Origin of the sequence: Maricaulis sp. (assembly GCF_030149425.1) — a bacterium.
Taxonomy (GTDB): Bacteria; Pseudomonadota; Alphaproteobacteria; order Caulobacterales; family Maricaulaceae; genus Maricaulis.
Map to the genome: position 1 here is coordinate 53055 of NZ_JASBRQ010000008.1, position 20522 is coordinate 73576.

Consider the following 20522-nt stretch of genomic DNA (forward strand, 5'->3'; position numbering starts at 1 on the left):
GCTAGCGTCGACATCAAAAGACATTGAGGAGGCTTCCGATGGCTCAGAATGCCTGGATGAAGGACGTATTCGCCTACATGCTCGACCCGGTCAGCTCCGGCGACTTCTTTGACAGCCATCACGAGAAGAAGGCCCTGATCGTCAAGCGGGATGAACCGGGCCGATATCTCGACCTGTTATCCATCAAGCGGATCGACGAAATCGTCTCCAGCGGCCTCCTGGACAATGGACCGCTCGACATGACGCGCGCCGACCCGCCTGTCGGGCCCGGCGACTATACTTTCGATAATGGCAATATCGATCGCGGCGCGGTGGCCCGTCAGTATCAGCGCGGTGCCACATTGATCCTGCCGCAGCTGCATTTCTCCGACCCGGTCCTGGCCAATTTCTGCCGCGCACTGGAAGCGCAATTGTCCTGCCATGTGCAGACCAATATCTATCTCACCCCGCCCGACGCGCAGGGCTTCCGCACCCATTACGATGATCACGACGTCTTCGTCATGCAGATCGAGGGCTCCAAGGCCTGGCGGCTCTATGACACACCGGTCGAAAACCCCTATCGCGGCGAAGGCTACCAGTCCGGAGCGCATGAAATCGGTGATCCGGTTGAAGAATTTATCCTCGAACCGGGTGAAATCGCCTATGTCCCGCGCGGCCTGATGCATGATGCCCGCACGCATGGCGACGGGGCCTCGCTGCACATCACCGTCGGGCTGATCGTCAAGACCTGGGCCGATCTGATGCTGGAGGCGGTATCGGAGGTGGCCCTGTCATCACCGGAATTCCGCCGCGCCCTGCCCGCCGGCTACGCCCGGCCGGATTTCGACCGCGCTGAAGCCCGGGCCCATTTCGCCAAGCTGGTGGAGGGGTTTGTCCAGAACGCCAAGCTGGACAATGCGCTCGATGTCTTCGTCGACCAGTTCATCCGCTCGCGCGCACCGGATACGCCGGGAACCATCGTCAATTTCGACACCCCGCTCAATGCCGAGCGGCAATACCGCCTCAAACCCCTCGTCCCCTGGCGCTTTGCCGGTGATGGCAAGGAAGTGGTGATCATTACCGCAGGCGGCGAGGTCCGCTTCCCGGCCGAGGCCGAACCTGGTCTGCACGTCCTGCTCGATGGCGGCGTAGTCAGCCAGGCGACTTTCGAAGCCCTGGATGAGGATGCGCGTCGCGACACGATCCAGAAACTCTTCGCCTTCGGCCTCGTCGATCCGCTCGAAGACAAGCTGCAGCCGGCCAAGTAAGCCCGCTCGCAGGCACAAAAAAGGCGCGCCGGAGACGATCCGGCGCGCCGCTTTTGTCTGGATCGGACGGCTTAGCCCAAAAGCACCTCGACTTCACCGACGACAGCTTCAGCGGTGATGCCGAAATGCTTGTACAGCTCGCCGGCCGGGGCACTGGCACCGAAACCGGTCATGCCGACAAAGCCGCCATCGCGGCCGATAATACCGTCCCAGCCATAGCGTAGCGCCGCCTCGACGGCGACGACCGGCAATCCGGCCGGCAGAACCTCATCGCGATAGGCCTGATCCTGCTCGGCGAAGAGGTCCAGGCAGGGCGCGGAGACCACGCGGGTGGCAATGCCCTTGCCCGCCAGGGTGTCCGCCGCTTCAACGGCGAGGGAAACCTCCGACCCGGTGGCGACAATAACCGCCTTGGCGTCCGCGGCATCACGCAACACGTAGGCACCGCGGGCAGACAGGTTCTCGCTGCCGTTATCCTGGCGCAGGAAGGGCAGTTTCTGGCGCGACAGGGCCAGCACGCTCGGCCCGTCCTGCCGCTGCAGCGACAGCTCCCAGGCTTCCGCGGTTTCCAGCGCGTCAGCCGGACGGAAGACATACATGTTCGGAATGGCGCGCAGCGAGGCCAGGGTTTCCACCGGCTGGTGCGTCGGGCCATCCTCGCCCAGACCAATGGAGTCATGGGTCAGGACATAGACGACCGGCTGCTCCATCAGCGAGGACAGACGCATCGAGCCGCGGCAATAATCAGCAAACACAAGGAAGGTCGCCACGTAAGGGCGCAGACCGCCATGCAGGGCCATACCGTTGGCGCAGGCCGCCATGCCGTGCTCGCGGACGCCGAAATGGATGTAGGGTCCGGTATAATCGTCGGCAGAGACAACGCCGCCATGTGAGGTCTTGGTCAGGTTGGAACCGGTCAGGTCGGCCGAGCCACCAGCGAGACCCGGAATAGCGGGCAGGACCGCTTCCAGTGTCTTGCCCGACGCCGCCCGCGAGGCCAGGTCCGGCTTGTCAGCCGCGACCTGTTGGCGCCAGTCAGCCAGAGCCGCGAGGCCGGCCTCACCCAGCTCGCCGGTGAGACGATCGACCAGCTCATCCGCCTTGTCGGTGGACGCCAGGCGATCGCGCCAGGCTTCGTGCATTTCCGGTGAGCCCACGGCGCGCCAGTCATCATAGACCGACTGGGGCACGTCGAACGGCGCATGCGGCCAGCCGATCGCCTGGCGCGTACCGGCGATTTCCTCATCGCCGAGCGGGGCACCGTGCGAACCGGCCGTACCCGCCTTGTTCGGAGCGCCGTAGCCGATCGTCGTGCGGCAGGCGATCATCACCGGCTTGTCGCTGGACCGCGCCGCCTCGATGGCCTTGTCGATGGCGTCCATGTCATGTCCGTCGACCTTGGCCGTGGTCCAGCCGGCGGCTTCAAAGCGTTTGCACACATCGGTGGATTCCGACATCTGCGTCGGGCCGTCGATGGAAATCTCGTTATCGTCCCAGAGCACGCAGAGACGGTTGAGTTTGAGATGCCCGGCGAGCGAAATCGCCTCGTGGGAAATGCCCTCCTGCAGATCACCATCGGAGGCGATCACCCAGGTCCGGTGATCAACGAGATCGTCACCGAACTCGGCATTGAGCATGCGCTCGGCCAGAGCCATACCAACCGCCATGGAGATGCCCTGCCCCAGCGGCCCGGTGGTCGCCTCGACGCCCGGGGTATGCCCGTATTCCGGGTGACCGGCGGTATTGGAGCCCAATTGGCGGAAATTCTTGATCTGGTCGAGGGTGACATCCTCGAACCCCGTCAGGTGCAGCAGGCTGTAGATCAGCATCGAGCCGTGTCCGGCCGAAAGCACGAACCGGTCGCGGTCGGCCCAGTTCGGCGCCGCCGGGTCGAATTTCAGATGCCGCGACCACAACACGGTGGCGACGTCGGCCATGCCCATCGGCATGCCGGGGTGGCCGGAATTGGCCTTCTGGACCGCGTCCATGGACAAAGCGCGCAGCGCATTGGCCATATCCTTGTAACGTGTGCCGATGCCTTCGGTCATGACAGCCCCTTTTGCATGCCGGATGCGATGGGTCGCCCCATCCAAAAAGAAAATCTAACGCGTCTGGAAACCGGTGCGCTTGAGCAGCGCCTGCGTCGAGGCGTCATAGCGTGAGACCTCGCCGTCCAGAATACCTTTGGTCAGTACCTTGCCCAGTTCAACACCCCATTGGTCGAACGGGTTGATGTCGTAGAGCACGCTTTCAACGAAAACCTTGTGTTCGTGCAACGCAATCAGCGCGCCGAGCGGACCGGGCTGCATATCGTCCAGCAACAGGGTCGTGGAGCCGCGTTCGCCCGGCATGGATTTGTGCGCGGCCAGCTCCGGTTCGGAGGACGGATCAACCTGGCGGCCGGCCAGCAGGGCTGCGCCCTGGGCCGCCATATTGGCCGCCAGCGCACGCTCGCGCGGATCATCGCTGCCGAAATGCCGGCGAATGCCGATGAAATCGACCGGTACCGTATCGGGCCCCTGGTGCAGCCACTGGAAGAAAGAGTGCTGGATTTCGGTGCCTGCACCACCCCAGACCAGAGCGCCACCAGGCGTACCGCTGGGCGCGCCGGCCTCATTGACCGATTTACCCAGGCTTTCCATTTCCAGCTGCTGGAAATAGTCCGCCAGCTTGCCCAGACGCGCGGAGTAGGCGGCAACGCAACGGCTGGGATAGCCGAGCATGGTGCGGTTCCAGTAATCCACCAGCCCCTTCAAAACGGGAAGATTCTGGCCCAGCGGGGCAGCGGCAAAATGCTCGTCCATGGCCCGCGCGCCGGCACGGAAATCGGCAAAGGCCTGCGGCCCCAACCCGATCTCCAGGCTCAAGCCCACCGCACTCCACACCGAATAGCGGCCGCCGACCCAGTCCGGGAAATCAAACACGAGATCCTTGTCGATGCCAAAGGCAGTGGCCTTGTCCGGCGCGGCCGAGGCCGCAATGAAATGTGCACCCGTGGCCTCGCTGCCGATCTCGCCGGCCAGCCAGTCGCGCGCGGCTTCCGCCGACATCAGGGTTTCCTGGGTGGAGAAGGATTTCGACGCCACCACGAAGAGAACCCGCCGTGGATCCGCACCGCTCAGCGCCAGCTCCAGATCGGTCGGGTCGAGACTGGCGACAAAGCGCATCTCCGGCCCGGAACCGGCGTGCAGAGCCAGAGCGTCAGCGACCAGGCGTGGCCCGAGGTCTGACCCGCCGATACCGATATTGACGATGCGCTCAATCGGTTCGCCGGAGGGACGGTAATCGCCCGACCGCACCCGCTCGGCAAAGGACCGGGTTTGCGCCTGAGTGCGTGCGACCAGCTCGGCCTGATCGCTACCGGCGATATTGGCGCCTTCACGATAAGCCATATGCAAGGCCGGCCGGCCTTCGGTCGGATTGACAATACCGCCGCTCAACAAGGCGTCCCGGCGCTCACCGAGCCCCTGCGCCTCCGCAGCCTGCACCAGCGCGGCGAGCGCCGGCGCATCCAGACGCTGCTTGGTCAGATCCAGCTCGAGCCCGGCCTTCTCGAAGACGAGGGCGTCATGACGGCCAGGCTCATCGACGAGCTCGGCCAGACGGGAGGCGCGCAGCCGGTCAGCGTGGGATTTCAGTTCGGTCATCGCGTTGGGCACTTTGCATTGAAAGGGTGGTCGGGTCTTCAGGACGGGCGATTTGCTCGGCTTCGATTATCGCTCCGAGCACATGATATAGGGTCGATGCGGGAATTTTGCCGGAGAGCGGGGCGCCGTCTCCATCCACCTGGTCAATCCAGCCGCCTGGTATTGCGGCATCGAGATGATGCTCGAACAGGCGGGCACAGGCGATATCGAGCTCCTCGCGGGCTCCCGGACGGGCCAGCCGCACTTGCACCGCTGCCGCGCGAATGCGCTCGGTCTGCATCCAGCTGCGCGAACTGGTGTCGGTATGAACCCAGCTGGAATTCATCGCGGCACACATCAGCCCTGTGCGTGCGACCACGCCGTGCTGCCGGGCGGTTTCAAACAGGCTGTCGCCGATCGTGGAATGATCGTCATCGCAAAGCCGGTCATACTCGGCCAGCAGCCAGACCCATTCAGACAGGTGGCCGGGCTCGACCGTATCGCCCTGATCGCCCGGATAGGCCGACCAGTCGGAGTCGAAAAACTCGCGCAGAACGCCGGCCTTGCGGTCGATAAACACATCTTGCGCCAACGCCATGAGCGCATCCAGCCGCTGCCGTGTTTCATCCGCCGGATCGGCCTCATACAAGGCCAGGAGGGCCTCAAACAGGTGCATGTGCGGGTTTTGCCGGCGCGGCAGGGCCGGACCGCCAATCGCCTCGATAAAGCCGGGCCCGTCCGCTTTCATCCGGGCGTCGAGAAAGGCGAGAAGCTGCTGCGCGTCGGCCAGGTAGCGCCGATCGCCGCTGGCCCGGTAAAGACTGGCCTGGGCCAGGAGAATAAAGGCGTGGTCGTAAAGGTCGCGGCGCTCATCGATCACCTCGCCACGCGGATCCAGGGCGTGCGCCCATCCCGGCATACCGCCTTGCTCGAAGGCGCGGCGGCGCAACAGCTCATAGCCGTCGCGCGCCAGATCGAGATTTGCCGGAAAACCAGATAGCGCACAGCGCGCCTGGACATAGATCTGGCGCGCCTGGACGCGGACACGCCGCCGCCCCTCGGCGATCCCGCGTCCGTCCAGATCAAGACATTCGAAAAAACCGCCGTGAACCGTGTCCCAGCCGGTATCCAGCCAGAAGGGCAGGCAGGTCTTAAGGCCCCACTCGGTTAGCCGCGACGGCCCGTCCATGCCCACCCCCGGTTTAGCGCTAACTCTAGTTAGCCCAGATTCGCCATATCCTCATCAGAAATGTCGAAGTTGGCATAGACATTCTGGACGTCGTCGCAGTCTTCCAGCGCTTCCATCATCTTCATCAGGGTCGGGACCTTGTCTCCCGGCACATCGATGAGGTTCTGCGGTTTCCAGATGATCTTGGCCGAGGCCGGATCTTCGAACTGGGCCGAAAGGCTGGAGACCACATCCATGAGATCCTCGCGCGCCGTGAAGATGACGTGCTGGCCCTCGTTTTCATCATCGCCCTCTTCCGACGACACATCCTCGGCGCCGGCCTCGATGGCGGCTTCCATCATCGTGTCGTCATCGGCCTTGGACAGCGGATAGCGGATCTCGCCGACATTATCGAACATGAAAGCGACCGAACCGGTTTCGCCCATATTGCCACCGTTTTTGGCGAAGGCGGTGCGCACTTCGGCAGCAGCGCGATTGCGGTTATCGGTGGACACCTCGACGATCACGCCGATGCCGGCCGGGCCGAAGCCCTCATAGCGGATATCCTCGTAGGCATCGCCATCGCCGCCGGAGGCCTTGTCGATGGCGCGTTGGATATTGTCCTTCGGCATGGACTGGCCCTTGGCGTTGGCAATAGCCAGGCGCAGGCGCGGATTAGCGTCGGGATCCGGGCCGCCCAGTTTCGCGGCAATCGCGATTTCCTTGGACAGGCGGGAGAAAAGTTTGGAGCGGACGGCATCCTGGCGGCCTTTACGGTGCTGGATATTCGCCCATTTGGAGTGTCCGGCCATAGCGGTCTTCCTTTGTCGTCACGTCTTTGACGCTGTGATTACTCATTTTGCCGGCACTCTGCCAGTGGCTAAGCCACATCGCCAGCGCCTGTCCTAAAGCAAATCGAGGCGCCCTTCATTGCGCAAGCGCTCGACCAGCTTCTTGACGGCTTGATCATCGGATTTGCGTGCCACGAGAACTGCATCCTCAGTGGCGACGACGATCAGGTCCTCGGCGCCGATGACGCCAACCCGCAACGCGGTCGAATAAACGATCGACCCGCTGACGTCCTCAAGATGCACATCACCCCGCACGGCATTACCGGCGTCATCCTTGTCCGATATCTCCCAGAGCGCGCTCCAGGACCCGACATCGGACCAGCCGAAGTCCGCCGGCACCACCGCCGCACGCCCGGTATGCTCCATCACGGCATAGTCGAAACTATCGCCATCAATGGCTTCAAATGCTCTTTGGTCGAGACGGATAACATCCTGTTCCACAACAGCATCGACCACGGCCTGACGGCTGAGGCGCAAAAGCTCGGGGCAATGCGCCATCATCTCGTCCGCGACCGCGCCGGCACCGAACAGGAAAATCCCCGCATTCCAGTAATAGCGCCCGTCAGCCACGTATTCGAGCGCGATATCGCGCTTCGGCTTCTCCTTGAAGGCGTCGACGAGATAGCCATCACCCACCGCATCGCCGCGGCGGATATAGCCAAAACCGGTCGCCGGCCCGGTCGGCTTGATGCCGAAGGTGACGATACGGCCGCTCTGGGCCAGATGAGCGCCGCGAATGGCGGTGGCGCGGAAGGCCTCTTCATCATCAATATGATGATCCGCCGGCATCAACAGCACCATGGCATCCTCGCCATAACGGGCGCGCGCGGCTTCGGCGGCGACGGCGGCGACGGGCGCAGTATTGCGGCCACAGGGTTCGACGATCCAGCTGACGCCCTGCCGGCCCATCTCCTTGATCTGGGCCTGAGCCGGCGCGAGCTGGCGTTCATTGAGAATCACCATCGGGTCGGCGAAGACGAAGGCGCCGCCATCAGCGTTGACCCGGGCAATCGTGTGCTGGATCAGCGTCAGATCGGAGGTCAGCGCGTGCAACTGCTTCGGGCTGGACTGGCGCGACAGCGGCCACAGACGGGTGCCCGAGCCCCCGGACATGATTACCGGTACAATAATGCGAGTCATACAGTCCCCGACGGCGTGGTTTGCGTTGCCATTACGAAGCGGTAAAGCATACCGCAAAGCGATGGTAAACTGCCGTAGAACCGCGATAGAAACACGACCATGAACGAGCTTGTCCTGGGCTGGCGTACCCTGCTGCTACTGCTGGTTTCCGTCCACCTGCTGATTGCGGCGGGTTTCCTGCTGCGCCGCCGCCATGAACGCCGGGCCAATACCTATCTGGTTTTGCTGCTCGTCGTCGCCGTCGGCCATTTCACACCGCAGATGATCGGCTTTGCCGGTTTCTACGACCGCTGGCCCGGAATTTCCTACACACCGTTCGCGCTCGACTGGTTCTTGGGACCACTGGTCTGGGCCTATGCCTGGGCATTGACCCGCGAAGACGCACCGCCGCCAGGCCGCTGGCTCTGGCTGCCCGGTTTTGTGGAACTGGGTTATGGCCTGGTCATGATGGTGCAAAGCGCTGCCACCAAGGACTGGTGGAGCGATCATGTGCATCGCCCCTACATCGCCAATATCGAGGATACGGGCGGCCTGATTGTACTGATCATCGCGCTGATTGTGTCCTGGCAGCACTATCAGCGCTATCGCGGCTGGCTCAAACACCATTCTTCCGCCGCATCGGAATTCGATCCCCGCTGGCTTGGTGTCTTCCTGGTCGCGATGGGCCTGCTGATCAGCGCCATCTTCATCAATGAAGCCGCCCATCTCATCTTCGGTCCGCTGAGCTACATCCAGCAATACCCGGTCTATATCGCGGCCGGCGCCGTATTCTATATCCTTGCGCTCGGTGCACTGCTGCAGCAGCGCGAAGCCTTTCCGAAAATGCCCCTGGAAACGGCGGACAATCCGCAAGAGAGCAGCGAACCACAAGGGCGGGACTGGGCAACGGAAGCGGCCAGCCTGCGCCAGCGCATTGTCACCGAGAACTGGCATCTGGAGCCGCGCCTGTCCGCACCTGATCTGGCCCGGCGGCTGGCAACCAACGAGACGTATCTGTCACGCACGGTCAATCTCGGCGCCGGGCAGAACTTCAATCGCTTTATCAACACGATCCGCGTTGAGGCCGTCAAAGCCGAGCTCGCAGGCGGGGCCGAAGACGTGTTGCACGCCGCGCTGGCCTGCGGTTTCAACTCCAAGGCCACATTCAATCGCGTCTTCCGCGACGTCACCGGCATGACCCCGGCCGCCTACAGGGCGCAGCACATGTCTGCTTCTGTAGCGGGGGAATAGGTCTCAAATTCGATAAATCAGAGACTTGAAGCGAGTTTGGGACGCCGTCCGAAGCGGAAAAACCATGTTGGCAGCAGGGAGGCCCTTCTGCACACATGGAGATCGCAGACATGCTCAAACATCTTCTCGTCCCCGGCCTGGCCGCAGCGCTGGGCATCAGCGCGCCGGTCCTGGCACAATCTGTGGACGGCGACGCCTTTGCGGAGGCCCTGACCACCCTCAATGGCGATTGGAGCGGCACGCTGGAATACCGCGACTACCGGAGCAATGAACGTGTGTTCCTGCCCCACGCCCGTACTGTCAGCACCGGACCCGCGGGGGAATATATCCTGACCGAGAACGCCTTTACCGACCCGGGCTATACCGTGCATGCGGCCGAGCTGACGAGTTGGGACGGCGAGCGCATGCGCAGTGTCTACAGCCGTGGCGGCTCGTTCGAGGTGTCCGAGAGCCAGCTGGTCAAGTTCGAACAGACAGAAAATGGCTGGCGCGCCGAGCTTCGCTCGCACGGCAGCGATAACGGTCAGCCGGCGGAAATCCGCTATCTCTGGTCACTCAATGGCGATAGCCTGCGCGCAGAACGCCAGGCGCGCACGGATACGCGGGAGGATTTCGTTTTCCGCAATCGTATCGAAGTCGAACGCCAGGCGCGGGGGGAATAATCATGAAAATGCTTTTGCTGGCCGGCCTGATCTGGGCCGCTGACCCCACCGCACAAACCCTGAGTGCCGAACAGGTCGAGCGTGATATCGCTATTGCCCGCCAGGCGCTTGAAACCATTCACCCCGGCTATGCCCGGTATCAGAGCCGCGACCATCTCGACGGGCTGTGGACGGAGCTGGAACAGGCGGCTCAGGAGGGGATGAGTGCAGGCGAGTTCTACCTGCAAATCTCCTACATCCTGGCAGAAATCCGCTGCGACCATACCAAGGCGGAATTCCCCGACGCGATCGCGGCCTACCGCCAGGAAGCGGAGGTCCACCTGCCCTTCAGCTTCAGGATTTTTGACGACCGCATGTATGTCGACAATCCCGGCGGGAGCGAGCTTGTGCGGGGCGAGGAGATCGTTTCAATCGACGGCATTGCCCCGTCCGAACGCTTCGCCGCGATCCGGCCCTACATGCCGGTCGACGGCTTCACCGATCATGTCCGCGACAATGCCATGACCGGATTCGGCGAGTTCATGGCGACCGGGTTCGAGCAGTTCGACACCCTGCTGTTTGCCAATCAGCGCCTGGTCGAGCTGGAAGTCCGCGGGCTGGACGGGACAATCCGGCGTGAAACCCGCCGGCGCCTGTCCTACACCGATTATGTCGCCCGTCTGCGCGGCGGTACGCGCTATCGCAATTTCTCCGATGAGGATGCAATCTCGGTTGCCTATCCCGCCGACGGCGTTGCGGTCCTGAGCATCGAGACTTTCGTCAATTACCGCAGCCCGGTTAATCCAGCCGAGGTGCTCGATCCGGTGTTTGCTGAAATCCGCGCCCAGGACACGCAGACCCTGATTCTGGATCTGCGCCGGAATGGCGGCGGCTCGACCGATGCGCAACAAGGGCTGATGTCCTACCTGCTCGATGCCCCGCACCAGCCGGTGCTGGAAGTGCGGGCGGCGACCTATGACCTCAGCGCCTCGGCGGATTACATCTCGACCTGGGACCGCTCCGCCCTCAGTCCGGATCCGGCCTGGTTTACCGCGCGGGAGGACGGGCTGTTCACCATCAATCCGGACATTATCGGGGCGAGCACGGTGGTGCAGCCGGCCGCCAATGCCTGGCAGGGCGATCTCGCCGTCCTGACCAGCACGGCCAATGCCTCCGGCGCGGCGACCATTATCGGCGCGCTGAAAGAGCGCGACCGGGCCACCCTGATCGGTGAAGCCACCGGCGGCAGCCAGGAAGGCCCAACCGCCAATATCATCTTCTTCCTGGTTCTGCCGGAAAGCGACATCACCGTTCGCGTCCCGGCACAATGGACGATCCAGAACGTCACCGATCCGGTCTTCGGTCGCGGCTTTGATCCCGACATCGCCGCCCCGCTGACCTATGAGAGCTGGCTGGCGGGAACCGATCCGGCCCTTGAAGCCGCCCTGGACTGGTCGCAGACCCGTAACTGAGAGGACTTGAAATGAGTGACACCCCAGCGCCCGGCGGCTCGACATTCTCCAATGCCGCCGCCCTGATCGCCGTGCTGATCTCGGTCTCCGCGCTGGGTGTGTCGATCTTCGAAGCCAGCACCCAGCGCGCCAACCAGCGCGCTGCGGTCTGGCCCTATGTCGAAATCTACGCCAACTATTCCAGCGACGGGTATCTGCTGGCACTGGAAAACAAGGGCGTTGGCCCCGCACGCCTGCGCTGGGCGCGCATGCTAGTGGACGGCGAGGTGATCAGCGATCTGGACGCCATGGTGCTGGCCGAATTGGGCGAGGACGAGGCCTTCAGCTATGACCTTTACGGCGCAACTGATCCGTCCGGCCGCGTCTTCTCACCGCGCGAAACCGGCACGCTTTTCACCGTACCCTGGGAAGAGCGCACACGACGTCTGATCAACCAGCTCTATGGGCGGATCGATATTCAGGCCTGTTATTGCTCAATCTATGACGAGTGCTGGACAGTGACCTTCCAGACCGAACCGGAACCGGTCCGCGCCTGCCCAGCGCCACCGCAATAGCTGCGTTTCAGCGACCGAGCGAGGTCGCGCGCTCGCCGGTCTGCGCCGCCGGCGGGAAATTTCGCATCGAAAGAAAGCTGAGGAGGCGTCCGAGGATTTCCGGGCGATCGGTCTGGACGACGCGGATATGCGTCTCCTGCTGCACTTCACGCGTGGTGAAGAGACAGCCTGCATCGCCTTCTTCGATCTGATCGCACTCGCGCAGGAAGTCGAGCAGGTGCAGATCGAAAATGTGAGCATCTTGCTCACGTTCGAACCGGATCGTCTGCTTGAACATATCCCCTCCAAACCGCGCGAACGGCACTCACCGCGAGCTCAAAAACGGGGCTGTCCTCCTCCTGACCAGACACCCATTTCGCATGCGGTCTTGATACAGTACGGGACGATTTGGGTGTGGCAAGCCGCATGCGCACACGCGTGGTTGCGCTTTGAACCGGGCCGCCTCGGGGCTAGGGTAATAGGAATATCCATCGGGGGGAGTGATCATGCGCGCATTGCTGAGTGTTCTTGGAGCCATTCTGGCGCTGTTGCTGCTTTGGTATGTCTGGCCATCATCGATCGACCCGGCCTATTGGGACGAACCGGAACCGCCGGCCCTGACGGGTGTGCTCGAGCCGCGCGGACGCCTCGCCGATGCCGAACCGATCGCGGAAGGCCTGATCACCAATTCCGAGGATGTTGCGATCGGCCCGGACGGCGCCATCTATGCCAGCCAGCATTCCGGCGCCGTGGTGCGCATCACCGGCAGCCAGGGAAACTGGCAGGTCGAGACCGTGGCTCAGCCGACCACCCTGCCCGCCCTGGGCCTGATCTGGGATCTGCAAGGCCGGCTCATCCTCGCCGCCTCGGACGGGATTTACCGCATTGATGTCGACACCGGTGCTTATGAAACTCTGGCCACCGAGGCCGGTGGCCGCCCGTTCGGTTTTGCCGATGATCTCGACATCGGCCCGGACGGCACGATCTATTTCTCCGAAGCGAGCTGGAAATGGGCGAACCAGCCCGATGTGCCGACCTATCTCTTCGATCTCGCGGAGAACCGCCCCTATGGCGCCCTGATCGCGCTTGATCCGGACACGGGTGAGACAGACATCCTGATTGATGACATGTATTTCGCCAATGGCGTCGCCGTGGCTGCGGACGGTCGCTCGGTCTTCGTGCTCGAAACCTTCCGATACCGCCTGTCCCGCTACTGGCTGGAGGGGCCGCAGGCTGGCACGGTGGACATTGTCGCTGACAATCTGCCCGGCAGCCCCGATGGTGTGCTCGGTGACGGCAATGGCCGGCTCTATATCGCCATGAACACCCAGCGTGTACCCCTGGTCGCCTTCCTGCACCGCAATCCCTTCATCACCCGCATGCTGACCAAGCTGCCGCACTGGGTCTGGGCCCAGGCCGGCCAGCCGACCGCTTTCGTGCTGGTCATCGATGAAGAGGGCAATTATCTCGACAGCTATCACGACCCGGACGGCCGTTTCGGCTTCCTCGCCAATGCCGTGCCGGACGAGAATGGGGATATCTGGCTCGGTTCGCTGACCGAGGGTCTGGTCGGGCGCTACACGCCGCCAGCCGAGTGAGGGCTAGACTGCCGGGATGTGTTCGGCGAGCTGGCCGCCGACGCGGATCGGCTCGGCCCGCACCGCGAGGCCGGTCGCCGGATCGGTCTCGACATAAACACCGCAAAGCGTCGCCTCGCCGGTCGCCGGCTCGAACCGCGCGGTGCGCATGCGCGTGGTGAAGCGGCGCACCGGCTCTTCCTTATCCATGCCGATGACGCTGTCATAATCCCCGCACATGCCGGCATCGGTCTGATAGGCCGTGCCGCCAGGCAGGATCCGGGTGTCCGCGGTCGGAATATGGGTGTGGGTGCCGACAACCAGGCTGGCGCGGCCGTCGCAGAACACGCCCATGGCGTTCTTCTCACTGGTCGCCTCAGCATGCACGTCGACAATGACGGCATCTGCCACCTCGCCCAGCGGCGCGGCTCCCAGTTCACGCTCCACAGCGGCGAACGGGTCGTCGAGCGTCTCCATGAAGAGATTGCCCATGACATTGATCACCAGCACACGGTGGCCGTTAGGGCTCTCATAGAGGTTGGCGCCCTTGCCCGGGGTGGAACCGACCGGATAGTTCGCCGGGCGCAGCAAGCGTGGCTCGCGCTCGATAAAGCTCAGGGCTTCGCGCTGGTCCCAGGCATGATTGCCCAGAGTGAGGACATCGGCGCCGATGTCGAACAACTGGTTGGAGATGCGTTCGGTAATGCCAAAACCGGCTGCCGCGTTCTCGGCATTCATGATGACCAGGTCGAGCGACAGCCGCTCACGCAGATCGGCAAGATGCGCCTCGGCGGCGCGGCGGCCGGTCTTGCCGACAATGTCTCCAAAGAATGCGAAACGCATGGTCTACTCCAGACAGGCTTGCCCAGGGGATATGGAGCATCCCCCCGGGCTTGTCCAAAAACCGCTTCAGTTGATGGCTAGGCAGCCACCGGCGTGCCCGGCACATAATCGAGCACCGGCGCCAGGACGCGCTCCGCTTCCTCAACGGTCCAGCCCTTGCGCTTGGCATAATCCTCGACCTGGTCACGCAGGATGCGGCCGACCGCGAAGTAATGGCTGTCCGGGTGAGAGAGATAGAGCCCGGACACGGATGATGCCGGGGTCATGGCGAAGGAATTGGTCAGGTCCATGCCGATGCGTTCACGCGCTTCGAGCAGTTGGAACAGGGTCCGCTTTTCCGTGTGATCGGGCTGTGAGGGATAGCCCGGCGCCGGACGGATTCCGTCATAGGCCTCCGCGATCAGCTCCTGATTGGAGAAGGCTTCATCCGGCGCATAGCCCCAGTGCTCACGACGCACCTTGGCATGCAGCCACTCCGCCGCCGCCTCGGCCAGACGGTCCGCCAGCGCCTTGAACAGGATGGAGTTGTAATCATCCTGTTCGCGTTCGAAGCGTTCCACGATCTCCGGATTATCACCGGCGGTCACGGCAAACCCGCCGAGCCAGTCCGGCGTGCCTTCAGGGGCCAGGAAATCAAACTGGGAGACGTGCGGGTTATTGCTGTCCTTGGCGGCTTGCTGGCGCAGACCATAGAAACGCGCCTTCTCAATCGTGCGCTCTTCGTCCGCGAACAATACTGCATCATCGCCATCACGCTGGGCCGGCCAGAAGCCACAGACGCCGCGCGGGTTGAGCCAGTCCTCGGCCACGATCTGCTTCAGCATCTCCTGCGCATCCTTGAACAGGGAACGCGCCGCTTCGCCACGAGCCGGATCGTCGAGAATGGAAGGATAAGTGCCCTTGAGCTCCCAGGTGAAGAAGAAGGGCGTCCAGTCGATATACTCGACCAGCTCGGCCAGCGGGATGTCGAAATGCTGCACGCCCGGTGATTTCGGTGCCGGCGGGACATAGGCCGACCAGTCGCAATCCCAGCCCTTGGCGCGCGCGGCTTCGATCGGCAGGCGCTTTTTCGACGCCCGGGCCGCCAGGCGGCGCTCACGGATCTTGGCCAGGTCCTGCTTCACGGTTGCCGCGTAAGCCTCGCGGTCATCGGACAGGAGTTTGGACACCACGCCGACGGCGCGGCTGGCATCGAGCACATGCACCACCGGGGCGACATCGATGACCGGATCGATCTTCACCGCCGTATGCGCCGGTGAGGTCGTCGCCCCCCCGATCAACAGCGGAATATCGATACCCTGACGTTCCATCTCGGCCGCGACGAAGACCATTTCATCCAGCGACGGCGTGATCAGGCCGGACAGGCCGATGACATCGGCATTTTCGCGTTTCGCGGTTTCCAGGATGACTTCAGCCGGAACCATGACGCCGAGGTCGACGACCTCATAGCCGTTACACTGCAAAACGACACCGACGATATTCTTGCCGATATCGTGCACATCGCCCTTCACCGTGGCCATGATGACCTTGCCGGCAGAGCGCGCTTCTTCACCGGCAGCGGCTTTTTCCTCTTCCATGAAGGGGATGAGGTGGGCCACGGCCTGCTTCATCACCCGGGCGGACTTGACCACCTGGGGCAGGAACATCTTCCCATCGCCGAACAGGTCACCGACGACATTCATGCCGTCCATCAGCGGACCTTCGATAACGTGCAGCGGGCGCTCGACCGATTGGCGTGCCTCTTCTGTGTCCTCGACGATAAACTCGTTGATACCATGCACCAGCGCGTGCTTGAGGCGCTCGGACACATCCCCCTCGCGCCAGGACATGTCCTTGGTCAGTTCAGCGCCCTTGCCCTGGCCGCGATAGCGTTCGGCGGCGGCGAGCAGACGCTCGGTGGAATCGGAGCGGCGATTGAGGATGACGTCCTCGACCAGATCGCGCAGCTCGTCCTCGATATCGTCATAGATATCGAGCTGACCCGCATTGACGATGCCCATATCCATGCCGGCCTTGACCGCATGATAGAGAAACACCGAGTGCATGGCCCGGCGCACCGGCTCATTGCCGCGGAAAGAGAAGGAGATGTTCGACAGGCCGCCGGAGACGTGACACCCCGGTAGCTCGGCCCGGATACGCTTGGTCGCCTCGATGAAGGCCACCGCATAGTCGTCATGCTCTTCAATGCCGGTCGCGACCGCAAAAATATTCGGATCAAAAATAATATCTTCCGGCGGAAAACCGACGGTCTCGACCAGCAAGGTGTAAGCGCGCTGGCAGATCTCGAACTTGCGCTCAGCGGTTTCCGCCTGGCCGGTTTCATCAAAGGCCATGACCACGACGGCAGCGCCATAGGCGAGACATTTCTGCGCCTGCTCCAGGAAGGGTTCCTCACCTTCCTTGAGCGAAATCGAATTGACGATGGCCTTGCCCTGGACATTCTTCAGCCCGGCCTCGATCACCTCCCATTTGGAGCTGTCGATCATCACCGGAACGCGCGCGACATCGGGCTCGCCGGCAATCATGCGCAGGAAGACCGTCATCGCCTCGACACTGTCGAGCAGGCCCTCATCCATGTTCACATCGATGATCTGGGCCCCGTTCTCGACCTGCGGGCGGGCAACGGAAACGGCGGTGGCATAGTCACCTTCAGTGATCAAACGGCGAAAACGCGCCGAGCCAGTCACATTGGTACGCTCGCCAATATTGACGAAAGTCGAAGCAGAATTGGTCATGATGATCCGGACTTAAGCGGTCAGTTCAAACGGTTCGAGACCGGAGAGCAGCATGGCACGCTCGCGGCGGACCGGATTGCGCGGCTTGGCACCCTTCGACCCGTTAGCGATAGCGCGGATATGGTCCGGCGTGGTACCGCAGCAGCCGCCAAGAATATTGACCAGGCCTGAAGCGGCCCACTCGCTGAGGTGACCGGCGGTCTCATGCGGCTCTTCGTCATACTCGCCCATATCATTGGGCAGACCCGCATTGGGATAGGCGATGACCCTGGTGTCAGCGACGCGGGAAATCTCCGCCAGATAGGGCCGCAGCTCTTCAGCACCCAGTGCGCAATTGAGCCCGATCGCCCAGGGCTTGGCGTGGCGTACGGAATACCAGAAGGCTTCGGCCGTCTGACCCGACAAGGTGCGACCGGACCGGTCGGTGATCGTACCGGAAATCATCACCGGGATGTGCTCACCGGTTTCTTGCGCCAGATCGATCAGCGCCTTGATCGCCGCCTTGGCGTTCAACGTGTCGAAGACAGTCTCGACCAGCAGCAGGTCGATATAGGGCGCCATGGCCCGGGCCTGTTCCAGATAGGCCTGGTGAACAGCGTCGAAATCGACATCACGATAGCCCGGATCATTGACGTCCGGTGAGATCGACAGGGTTTTGTTGGTCGGTCCGATCGCCCCGGCGACCGCGCGCGGCGTGCCGGTCCTGGCTTCCATTTCATCCGCCGCCTCACGCGCCAGACGCGCGCCCTCGGCCGCGATCTCGGCAGCCAGGTGCTCCATGGCATAATCGGCCTGGGCAATGGTGGTGGCGGAGAAGGTATTGGTCTCGACGATATCGGCACCGGCTTCAAAATAGGCCGTATGGATCGCCTTGACCGCCTCAGGCGCGGTCAGGTTCAGAAGGTCGTTATTGCCTTTGACCGGCTGGGCCCAATCAGCAAAACGCGCCCCGCGATACCCGTCCTCATCCAGCTTCAGATCCTGGATCTGGGTCCCCATGGCCCCGTCGAGAATGAGAATGCGGTCCTCGGCCAGCGCGGAAAGCGCCTGGATACGGTCTTGGCGGGTCATGCAGCTTCTCCTGCGAGGGTCGCGCTCGGCTTGATACCGAGAAGGTGGCAGGTGGACAGAGAGAGTTCGGCCCGGTTCAGCGTGTAGAAGTGGAAACGGTCGACACCGCCTTCATGCAGCGCGTCGCACAGCTTGGCCGCGACATGCGCGGTGACCAGCTGACGGGTTTCCGGATCATCATCGAGACCGTCATAAGCCGCATGCAGGCTGTCCGGCAGCGAGGCACCGCACAATCCGGCGATACGCTTGAGACCGTTGAAGTTCGGCTGCAGCATGATGCCCGGAATAATCGGTATGGTGATACCCGCTTTGCGAGCCCGCTCGAGATAGCGGAAATACAGATCCGGCTCGAAGAAGAACTGCGTGATCGCGCGCGTCGCCCCTGCGTCGATCTTGGCCTTGAGAAGGTCCAGATCGTAATCGAAGTCCGGGCTTTCCGGATGCTTTTCCGGATAACAGCCGACGGAAATCTCGAAATCTCCGATCTTGCGGATACCGGCCGCCAGCTCGGCGGCGTTAGCATAGCCACCCGGGTGCGGGACATAGGTCTCGCCCACGCCCTCGGGCGGATCACCCCGCAGCGCCACGATATGGCGCACGCCGGCATTCCAATAATCCTGGATCACACTATCGACCTCGTCGCGCGTGGCGCTGACACAGGTCAGGTGGGCCGCCGGCTTGATCGAGGTTTCCTCGACAATGCGGTGAACGGTGCGGTGCGTGCGGTCCCGGGTCGAACCGCCGGCGCCATAGGTCACAGAAACGAAATCCGGCGCCAGGGCCTGCAGCCGGGAGATCGAATTCCACAGCGTATTTTCCATCGCCTCGGATTTCGGCGGAAAGAATTCGAAGGAGATGATCGGCGTTGTCATCGGGCCACCCGGTCGTCCTGAAACTTGTGATTCAGTGATTTATATACACATAAAGATATCTTTATGCGAGAAATTTTCTAGCAGATTAATGCCAATGGTTCCAGCAGCGGAAGCTGCCTCTTGCATATCGCCGCCTAATCTGATCTATGCCCGGGACATAAAGCGATCTTTATATGAGGATATCCGCGTGAGCCGTTCGTCTTACATTTTCACGTCCGAAAGCGTCTCCGAAGGCCATCCGGACAAGGTATGCGACCGCATCTCCGATGCCGTCGTCGATCTTTTCCTGGGCCGCGACCCGGAAGCCCGCGTCGCCTGCGAAACCCTGACCACGACCAACCAGATCGTGCTCGCCGGTGAAACCCGCATCAATAAGGACGTCGCTCCGACGGACGAGGAAATCGAGGCCGTGGCCCGCGATGCGGTCAAGGATATCGGTTACGAGCAGGACGGCTTCCACTGGAAGAATTCCAACTTCCAGAACTTCCTGCACGAGCAGTCCGCGCACATCGCCCAGGGCGTTGATGCCGGTGACGACAAGGATGAGGGCGCTGGCGACCAGGGCATCATGTTTGGCTATGCGACGAATGAGACCGCTGAGCTGATGCCGGCGCCGATCCAGTACTCGCACCAGATCCTCAAGCGCATGGCAGAGCTGCGCAAATCCGGCGCCCGCCCGGAATTTGAGCCCGATGCCAAATCCCAAGTCACCCTGCGCTATGAAAACGGCCGCCCGGTCGGCGTGACTTCGGTTGTCGTATCGACCCAGCACAAAGACGGTCTGAGCCAGGACGATATCAAGGAACTGGTCCGCCCGGTTGTCGCCGAGGTTCTGCCGGAGGGCTGGTTCCCGCCGGAAGCTGAATTCTACGTCAACCCGACCGGCACGTTCGTCATTGGCGGCCCGGACGGCGATGCCGGCCTGACCGGCCGCAAGATCATTGTCGACACCTATGGCGGTGCTGCGCCGCATGGTGGCGGTGCCTTCTCCGGCAAAGATCCGACCAAGGTTGACCGCTCGGCCGCCTATGCCTGCCGCTGGCTGGCCAAGAATGTCGTCGCTGCTGAACTGGCCGATCGCTGCACCATCCAGGTGTCCTACGCGATCGGCGTCTCCAAGCCGCTGTCGCTATATGTCGACCTGCACGGCACCGGCCAGATCGCCGAAGCCAAGCTGGAAGATGCGTTGATGCAGATCGCCGATCTGTCCCCGCGCGGTATTCGCACCGCCCTGGGCCTGAACAAGCCGATCTATGCCCGCACCGCCGCCTACGGCCATTTCGGCCGCACGCCGGATGCCGATGGCGGTTTCTCCTGGGAAACGACCGGTCTCGTCGACCAGCTCAAATCCCTCGCTTGATCCAAGCACGTGTTTCGAGGGCCGGGTGACCGGCCCTCATCTTATTGAGAACTGACTAAAAGAAGGACCTGACGGTCATGACGCAATCCGCGGACAAACCTTACGTCGTCAAGGACATGTCGCTGGCCAAATGGGGCCGCACCGAGCTCGACATGG

17 protein-coding genes are annotated in these 20522 nt (G+C 62.6%); 7 read left to right on the forward strand and 10 right to left on the reverse strand.

The window, feature by feature from the left end; genetic code table 11:
• Positions 1 to 38 precede the first annotated feature (38 nt).
• Positions 39 to 1247 carry a cupin domain-containing protein gene (locus Q1V57_RS01840; protein WP_300527176.1) on the forward strand — a complete coding sequence of 403 codons (1209 nt, stop codon included), beginning with the start codon at positions 39 to 41 and terminating at the stop codon, positions 1245 to 1247.
• A 71-nt stretch (positions 1248 to 1318) separates the two neighbouring features.
• On the opposite strand, the gene tkt is transcribed toward Q1V57_RS01840, so the two are convergent.
• The 5 genes from tkt to Q1V57_RS01865 all read right to left on the reverse strand — a co-directional run bounded on the left by tkt (position 1319) and on the right by Q1V57_RS01865 (position 8032).
• A complete protein-coding gene (gene tkt, locus Q1V57_RS01845; RefSeq protein WP_366145052.1) occupies positions 1319 to 3295 on the reverse strand; it encodes a transketolase in 1977 nt (658 codons plus the stop codon).
• A 54-nt stretch (positions 3296 to 3349) separates the two neighbouring features.
• Entirely contained in the window at positions 3350 to 4894 is a 1545-nt protein-coding gene (gene pgi, locus Q1V57_RS01850) for a glucose-6-phosphate isomerase (protein ID WP_300527178.1), read from the reverse strand.
• Positions 4869 to 6062, reverse strand: coding sequence for an AGE family epimerase/isomerase (locus Q1V57_RS01855; RefSeq protein ID WP_300527180.1), 1194 nt, complete (start codon positions 6060 to 6062; stop codon positions 4869 to 4871). Before Q1V57_RS01855 ends, pgi begins: the two co-directional genes overlap by 26 nt.
• Positions 6063 to 6091: 29 nt before the next feature.
• The gene (locus Q1V57_RS01860) at positions 6092 to 6853 is read right to left on the reverse strand and encodes a YebC/PmpR family DNA-binding transcriptional regulator (RefSeq protein ID WP_300527181.1); all 762 of its coding nucleotides are present in this window, start codon (positions 6851 to 6853) and stop codon (positions 6092 to 6094) included.
• A gap of 93 nt (positions 6854 to 6946) precedes the next feature.
• Positions 6947 to 8032: a mannose-1-phosphate guanylyltransferase/mannose-6-phosphate isomerase gene (locus Q1V57_RS01865; RefSeq protein ID WP_300527183.1), complete on the reverse strand. Its 1086-nt coding sequence runs from the start codon at positions 8030 to 8032 to the stop codon at positions 6947 to 6949.
• Positions 8033 to 8131: 99 nt separating this feature from the next.
• Between Q1V57_RS01865 and Q1V57_RS01870 the strand changes: the two genes are divergently transcribed.
• From Q1V57_RS01870 to Q1V57_RS01885, 4 genes are all read left to right on the forward strand, one after another.
• A complete protein-coding gene (locus tag Q1V57_RS01870) occupies positions 8132 to 9262 on the forward strand; it encodes an AraC family transcriptional regulator (protein WP_300527185.1) in 1131 nt (376 codons plus the stop codon).
• 110 nt (positions 9263 to 9372) lie between these two features.
• Positions 9373 to 9924 (forward strand): hypothetical protein, encoded by a 552-nt coding sequence (locus Q1V57_RS01875; protein ID WP_300527186.1) that lies wholly within the window; start codon positions 9373 to 9375, stop codon positions 9922 to 9924.
• 2 nt (positions 9925 to 9926) lie between these two features.
• Complete coding sequence (locus Q1V57_RS01880) at positions 9927 to 11375, forward strand: S41 family peptidase (protein ID WP_300527187.1); 1449 nt, start codon at positions 9927 to 9929, stop codon at positions 11373 to 11375.
• An 11-nt stretch (positions 11376 to 11386) separates the two neighbouring features.
• Positions 11387 to 11929, forward strand: a complete 543-nt coding sequence (locus tag Q1V57_RS01885) for a hypothetical protein (protein ID WP_300527188.1) — start codon at positions 11387 to 11389, stop codon at positions 11927 to 11929.
• Positions 11930 to 11936: 7 nt separating this feature from the next.
• Here Q1V57_RS01885 and Q1V57_RS01890 read toward each other — a convergent pair whose 3' ends face one another.
• On the reverse strand, positions 11937 to 12206 hold the full coding sequence (locus Q1V57_RS01890; protein WP_300527190.1) for a hypothetical protein: 270 nt from the start codon (positions 12204 to 12206) through the stop codon (positions 11937 to 11939).
• Positions 12207 to 12414: 208 nt separating this feature from the next.
• Between Q1V57_RS01890 and Q1V57_RS01895 the strand changes: the two genes are divergently transcribed.
• The gene (locus Q1V57_RS01895; protein WP_300527192.1) at positions 12415 to 13506 is read left to right on the forward strand and encodes an SMP-30/gluconolactonase/LRE family protein; all 1092 of its coding nucleotides are present in this window, start codon (positions 12415 to 12417) and stop codon (positions 13504 to 13506) included.
• 3 nt (positions 13507 to 13509) lie between these two features.
• Here Q1V57_RS01895 and Q1V57_RS01900 read toward each other — a convergent pair whose 3' ends face one another.
• From Q1V57_RS01900 to metF, 4 genes are all read right to left on the reverse strand, one after another.
• Entirely contained in the window at positions 13510 to 14328 is an 819-nt protein-coding gene (locus Q1V57_RS01900) for a TIGR00282 family metallophosphoesterase (RefSeq protein ID WP_300527194.1), read from the reverse strand.
• A 77-nt stretch (positions 14329 to 14405) separates the two neighbouring features.
• Positions 14406 to 17063, reverse strand: a complete 2658-nt coding sequence (gene metH, locus Q1V57_RS01905) for a methionine synthase (RefSeq protein ID WP_300527196.1) — start codon at positions 17061 to 17063, stop codon at positions 14406 to 14408.
• Positions 17064 to 17075: 12 nt separating this feature from the next.
• Positions 17076 to 18134: a homocysteine S-methyltransferase family protein gene (locus Q1V57_RS01910; RefSeq protein ID WP_300527198.1), complete on the reverse strand. Its 1059-nt coding sequence runs from the start codon at positions 18132 to 18134 to the stop codon at positions 17076 to 17078.
• Positions 18131 to 19006, reverse strand: a complete 876-nt coding sequence (metF, locus tag Q1V57_RS01915; RefSeq protein WP_300527199.1) for a methylenetetrahydrofolate reductase [NAD(P)H] — start codon at positions 19004 to 19006, stop codon at positions 18131 to 18133. Before metF ends, Q1V57_RS01910 begins: the two co-directional genes overlap by 4 nt.
• Positions 19007 to 19193: 187 nt before the next feature.
• Between metF and metK the strand changes: the two genes are divergently transcribed.
• Positions 19194 to 20366: a methionine adenosyltransferase gene (gene metK / locus Q1V57_RS01920; RefSeq protein ID WP_300527201.1), complete on the forward strand. Its 1173-nt coding sequence runs from the start codon at positions 19194 to 19196 to the stop codon at positions 20364 to 20366.
• The last annotated feature ends 156 nt before the right edge of the window (positions 20367 to 20522 follow it).

Excerpts from the sequence above, each read along its gene's own strand:
- Q1V57_RS01840 (WP_300527176.1), top strand. The coding sequence starts at position 39 with ATGGCTCAGAATGCCTGGATGAAGGACGTATTCGCCTACATGCTCGAC.
- tkt (WP_366145052.1), bottom strand. The coding sequence starts at position 3,295 with ATGACCGAAGGCATCGGCACACGTTACAAGGATATGGCCAATGCGCTG.
- pgi (WP_300527178.1), bottom strand. The coding sequence starts at position 4,894 with ATGACCGAACTGAAATCCCACGCTGACCGGCTGCGCGCCTCCCGTCTG.
- Q1V57_RS01855 (WP_300527180.1), bottom strand. The coding sequence starts at position 6,062 with ATGGACGGGCCGTCGCGGCTAACCGAGTGGGGCCTTAAGACCTGCCTG.
- Q1V57_RS01860 (WP_300527181.1), bottom strand. The coding sequence starts at position 6,853 with ATGGCCGGACACTCCAAATGGGCGAATATCCAGCACCGTAAAGGCCGC.
- Q1V57_RS01865 (WP_300527183.1), bottom strand. The coding sequence starts at position 8,032 with ATGACTCGCATTATTGTACCGGTAATCATGTCCGGGGGCTCGGGCACC.
- Q1V57_RS01870 (WP_300527185.1), top strand. The coding sequence starts at position 8,132 with ATGAACGAGCTTGTCCTGGGCTGGCGTACCCTGCTGCTACTGCTGGTT.
- Q1V57_RS01875 (WP_300527186.1), top strand. The coding sequence starts at position 9,373 with ATGCTCAAACATCTTCTCGTCCCCGGCCTGGCCGCAGCGCTGGGCATC.
- Q1V57_RS01880 (WP_300527187.1), top strand. The coding sequence starts at position 9,927 with ATGAAAATGCTTTTGCTGGCCGGCCTGATCTGGGCCGCTGACCCCACC.
- Q1V57_RS01885 (WP_300527188.1), top strand. The coding sequence starts at position 11,387 with ATGAGTGACACCCCAGCGCCCGGCGGCTCGACATTCTCCAATGCCGCC.
- Q1V57_RS01890 (WP_300527190.1), bottom strand. The coding sequence starts at position 12,206 with ATGTTCAAGCAGACGATCCGGTTCGAACGTGAGCAAGATGCTCACATT.
- Q1V57_RS01895 (WP_300527192.1), top strand. The coding sequence starts at position 12,415 with ATGCGCGCATTGCTGAGTGTTCTTGGAGCCATTCTGGCGCTGTTGCTG.
- Q1V57_RS01900 (WP_300527194.1), bottom strand. The coding sequence starts at position 14,328 with ATGCGTTTCGCATTCTTTGGAGACATTGTCGGCAAGACCGGCCGCCGC.
- metH (WP_300527196.1), bottom strand. The coding sequence starts at position 17,063 with ATGACCAATTCTGCTTCGACTTTCGTCAATATTGGCGAGCGTACCAAT.
- Q1V57_RS01910 (WP_300527198.1), bottom strand. The coding sequence starts at position 18,134 with ATGACCCGCCAAGACCGTATCCAGGCGCTTTCCGCGCTGGCCGAGGAC.
- metF (WP_300527199.1), bottom strand. The coding sequence starts at position 19,006 with ATGACAACGCCGATCATCTCCTTCGAATTCTTTCCGCCGAAATCCGAG.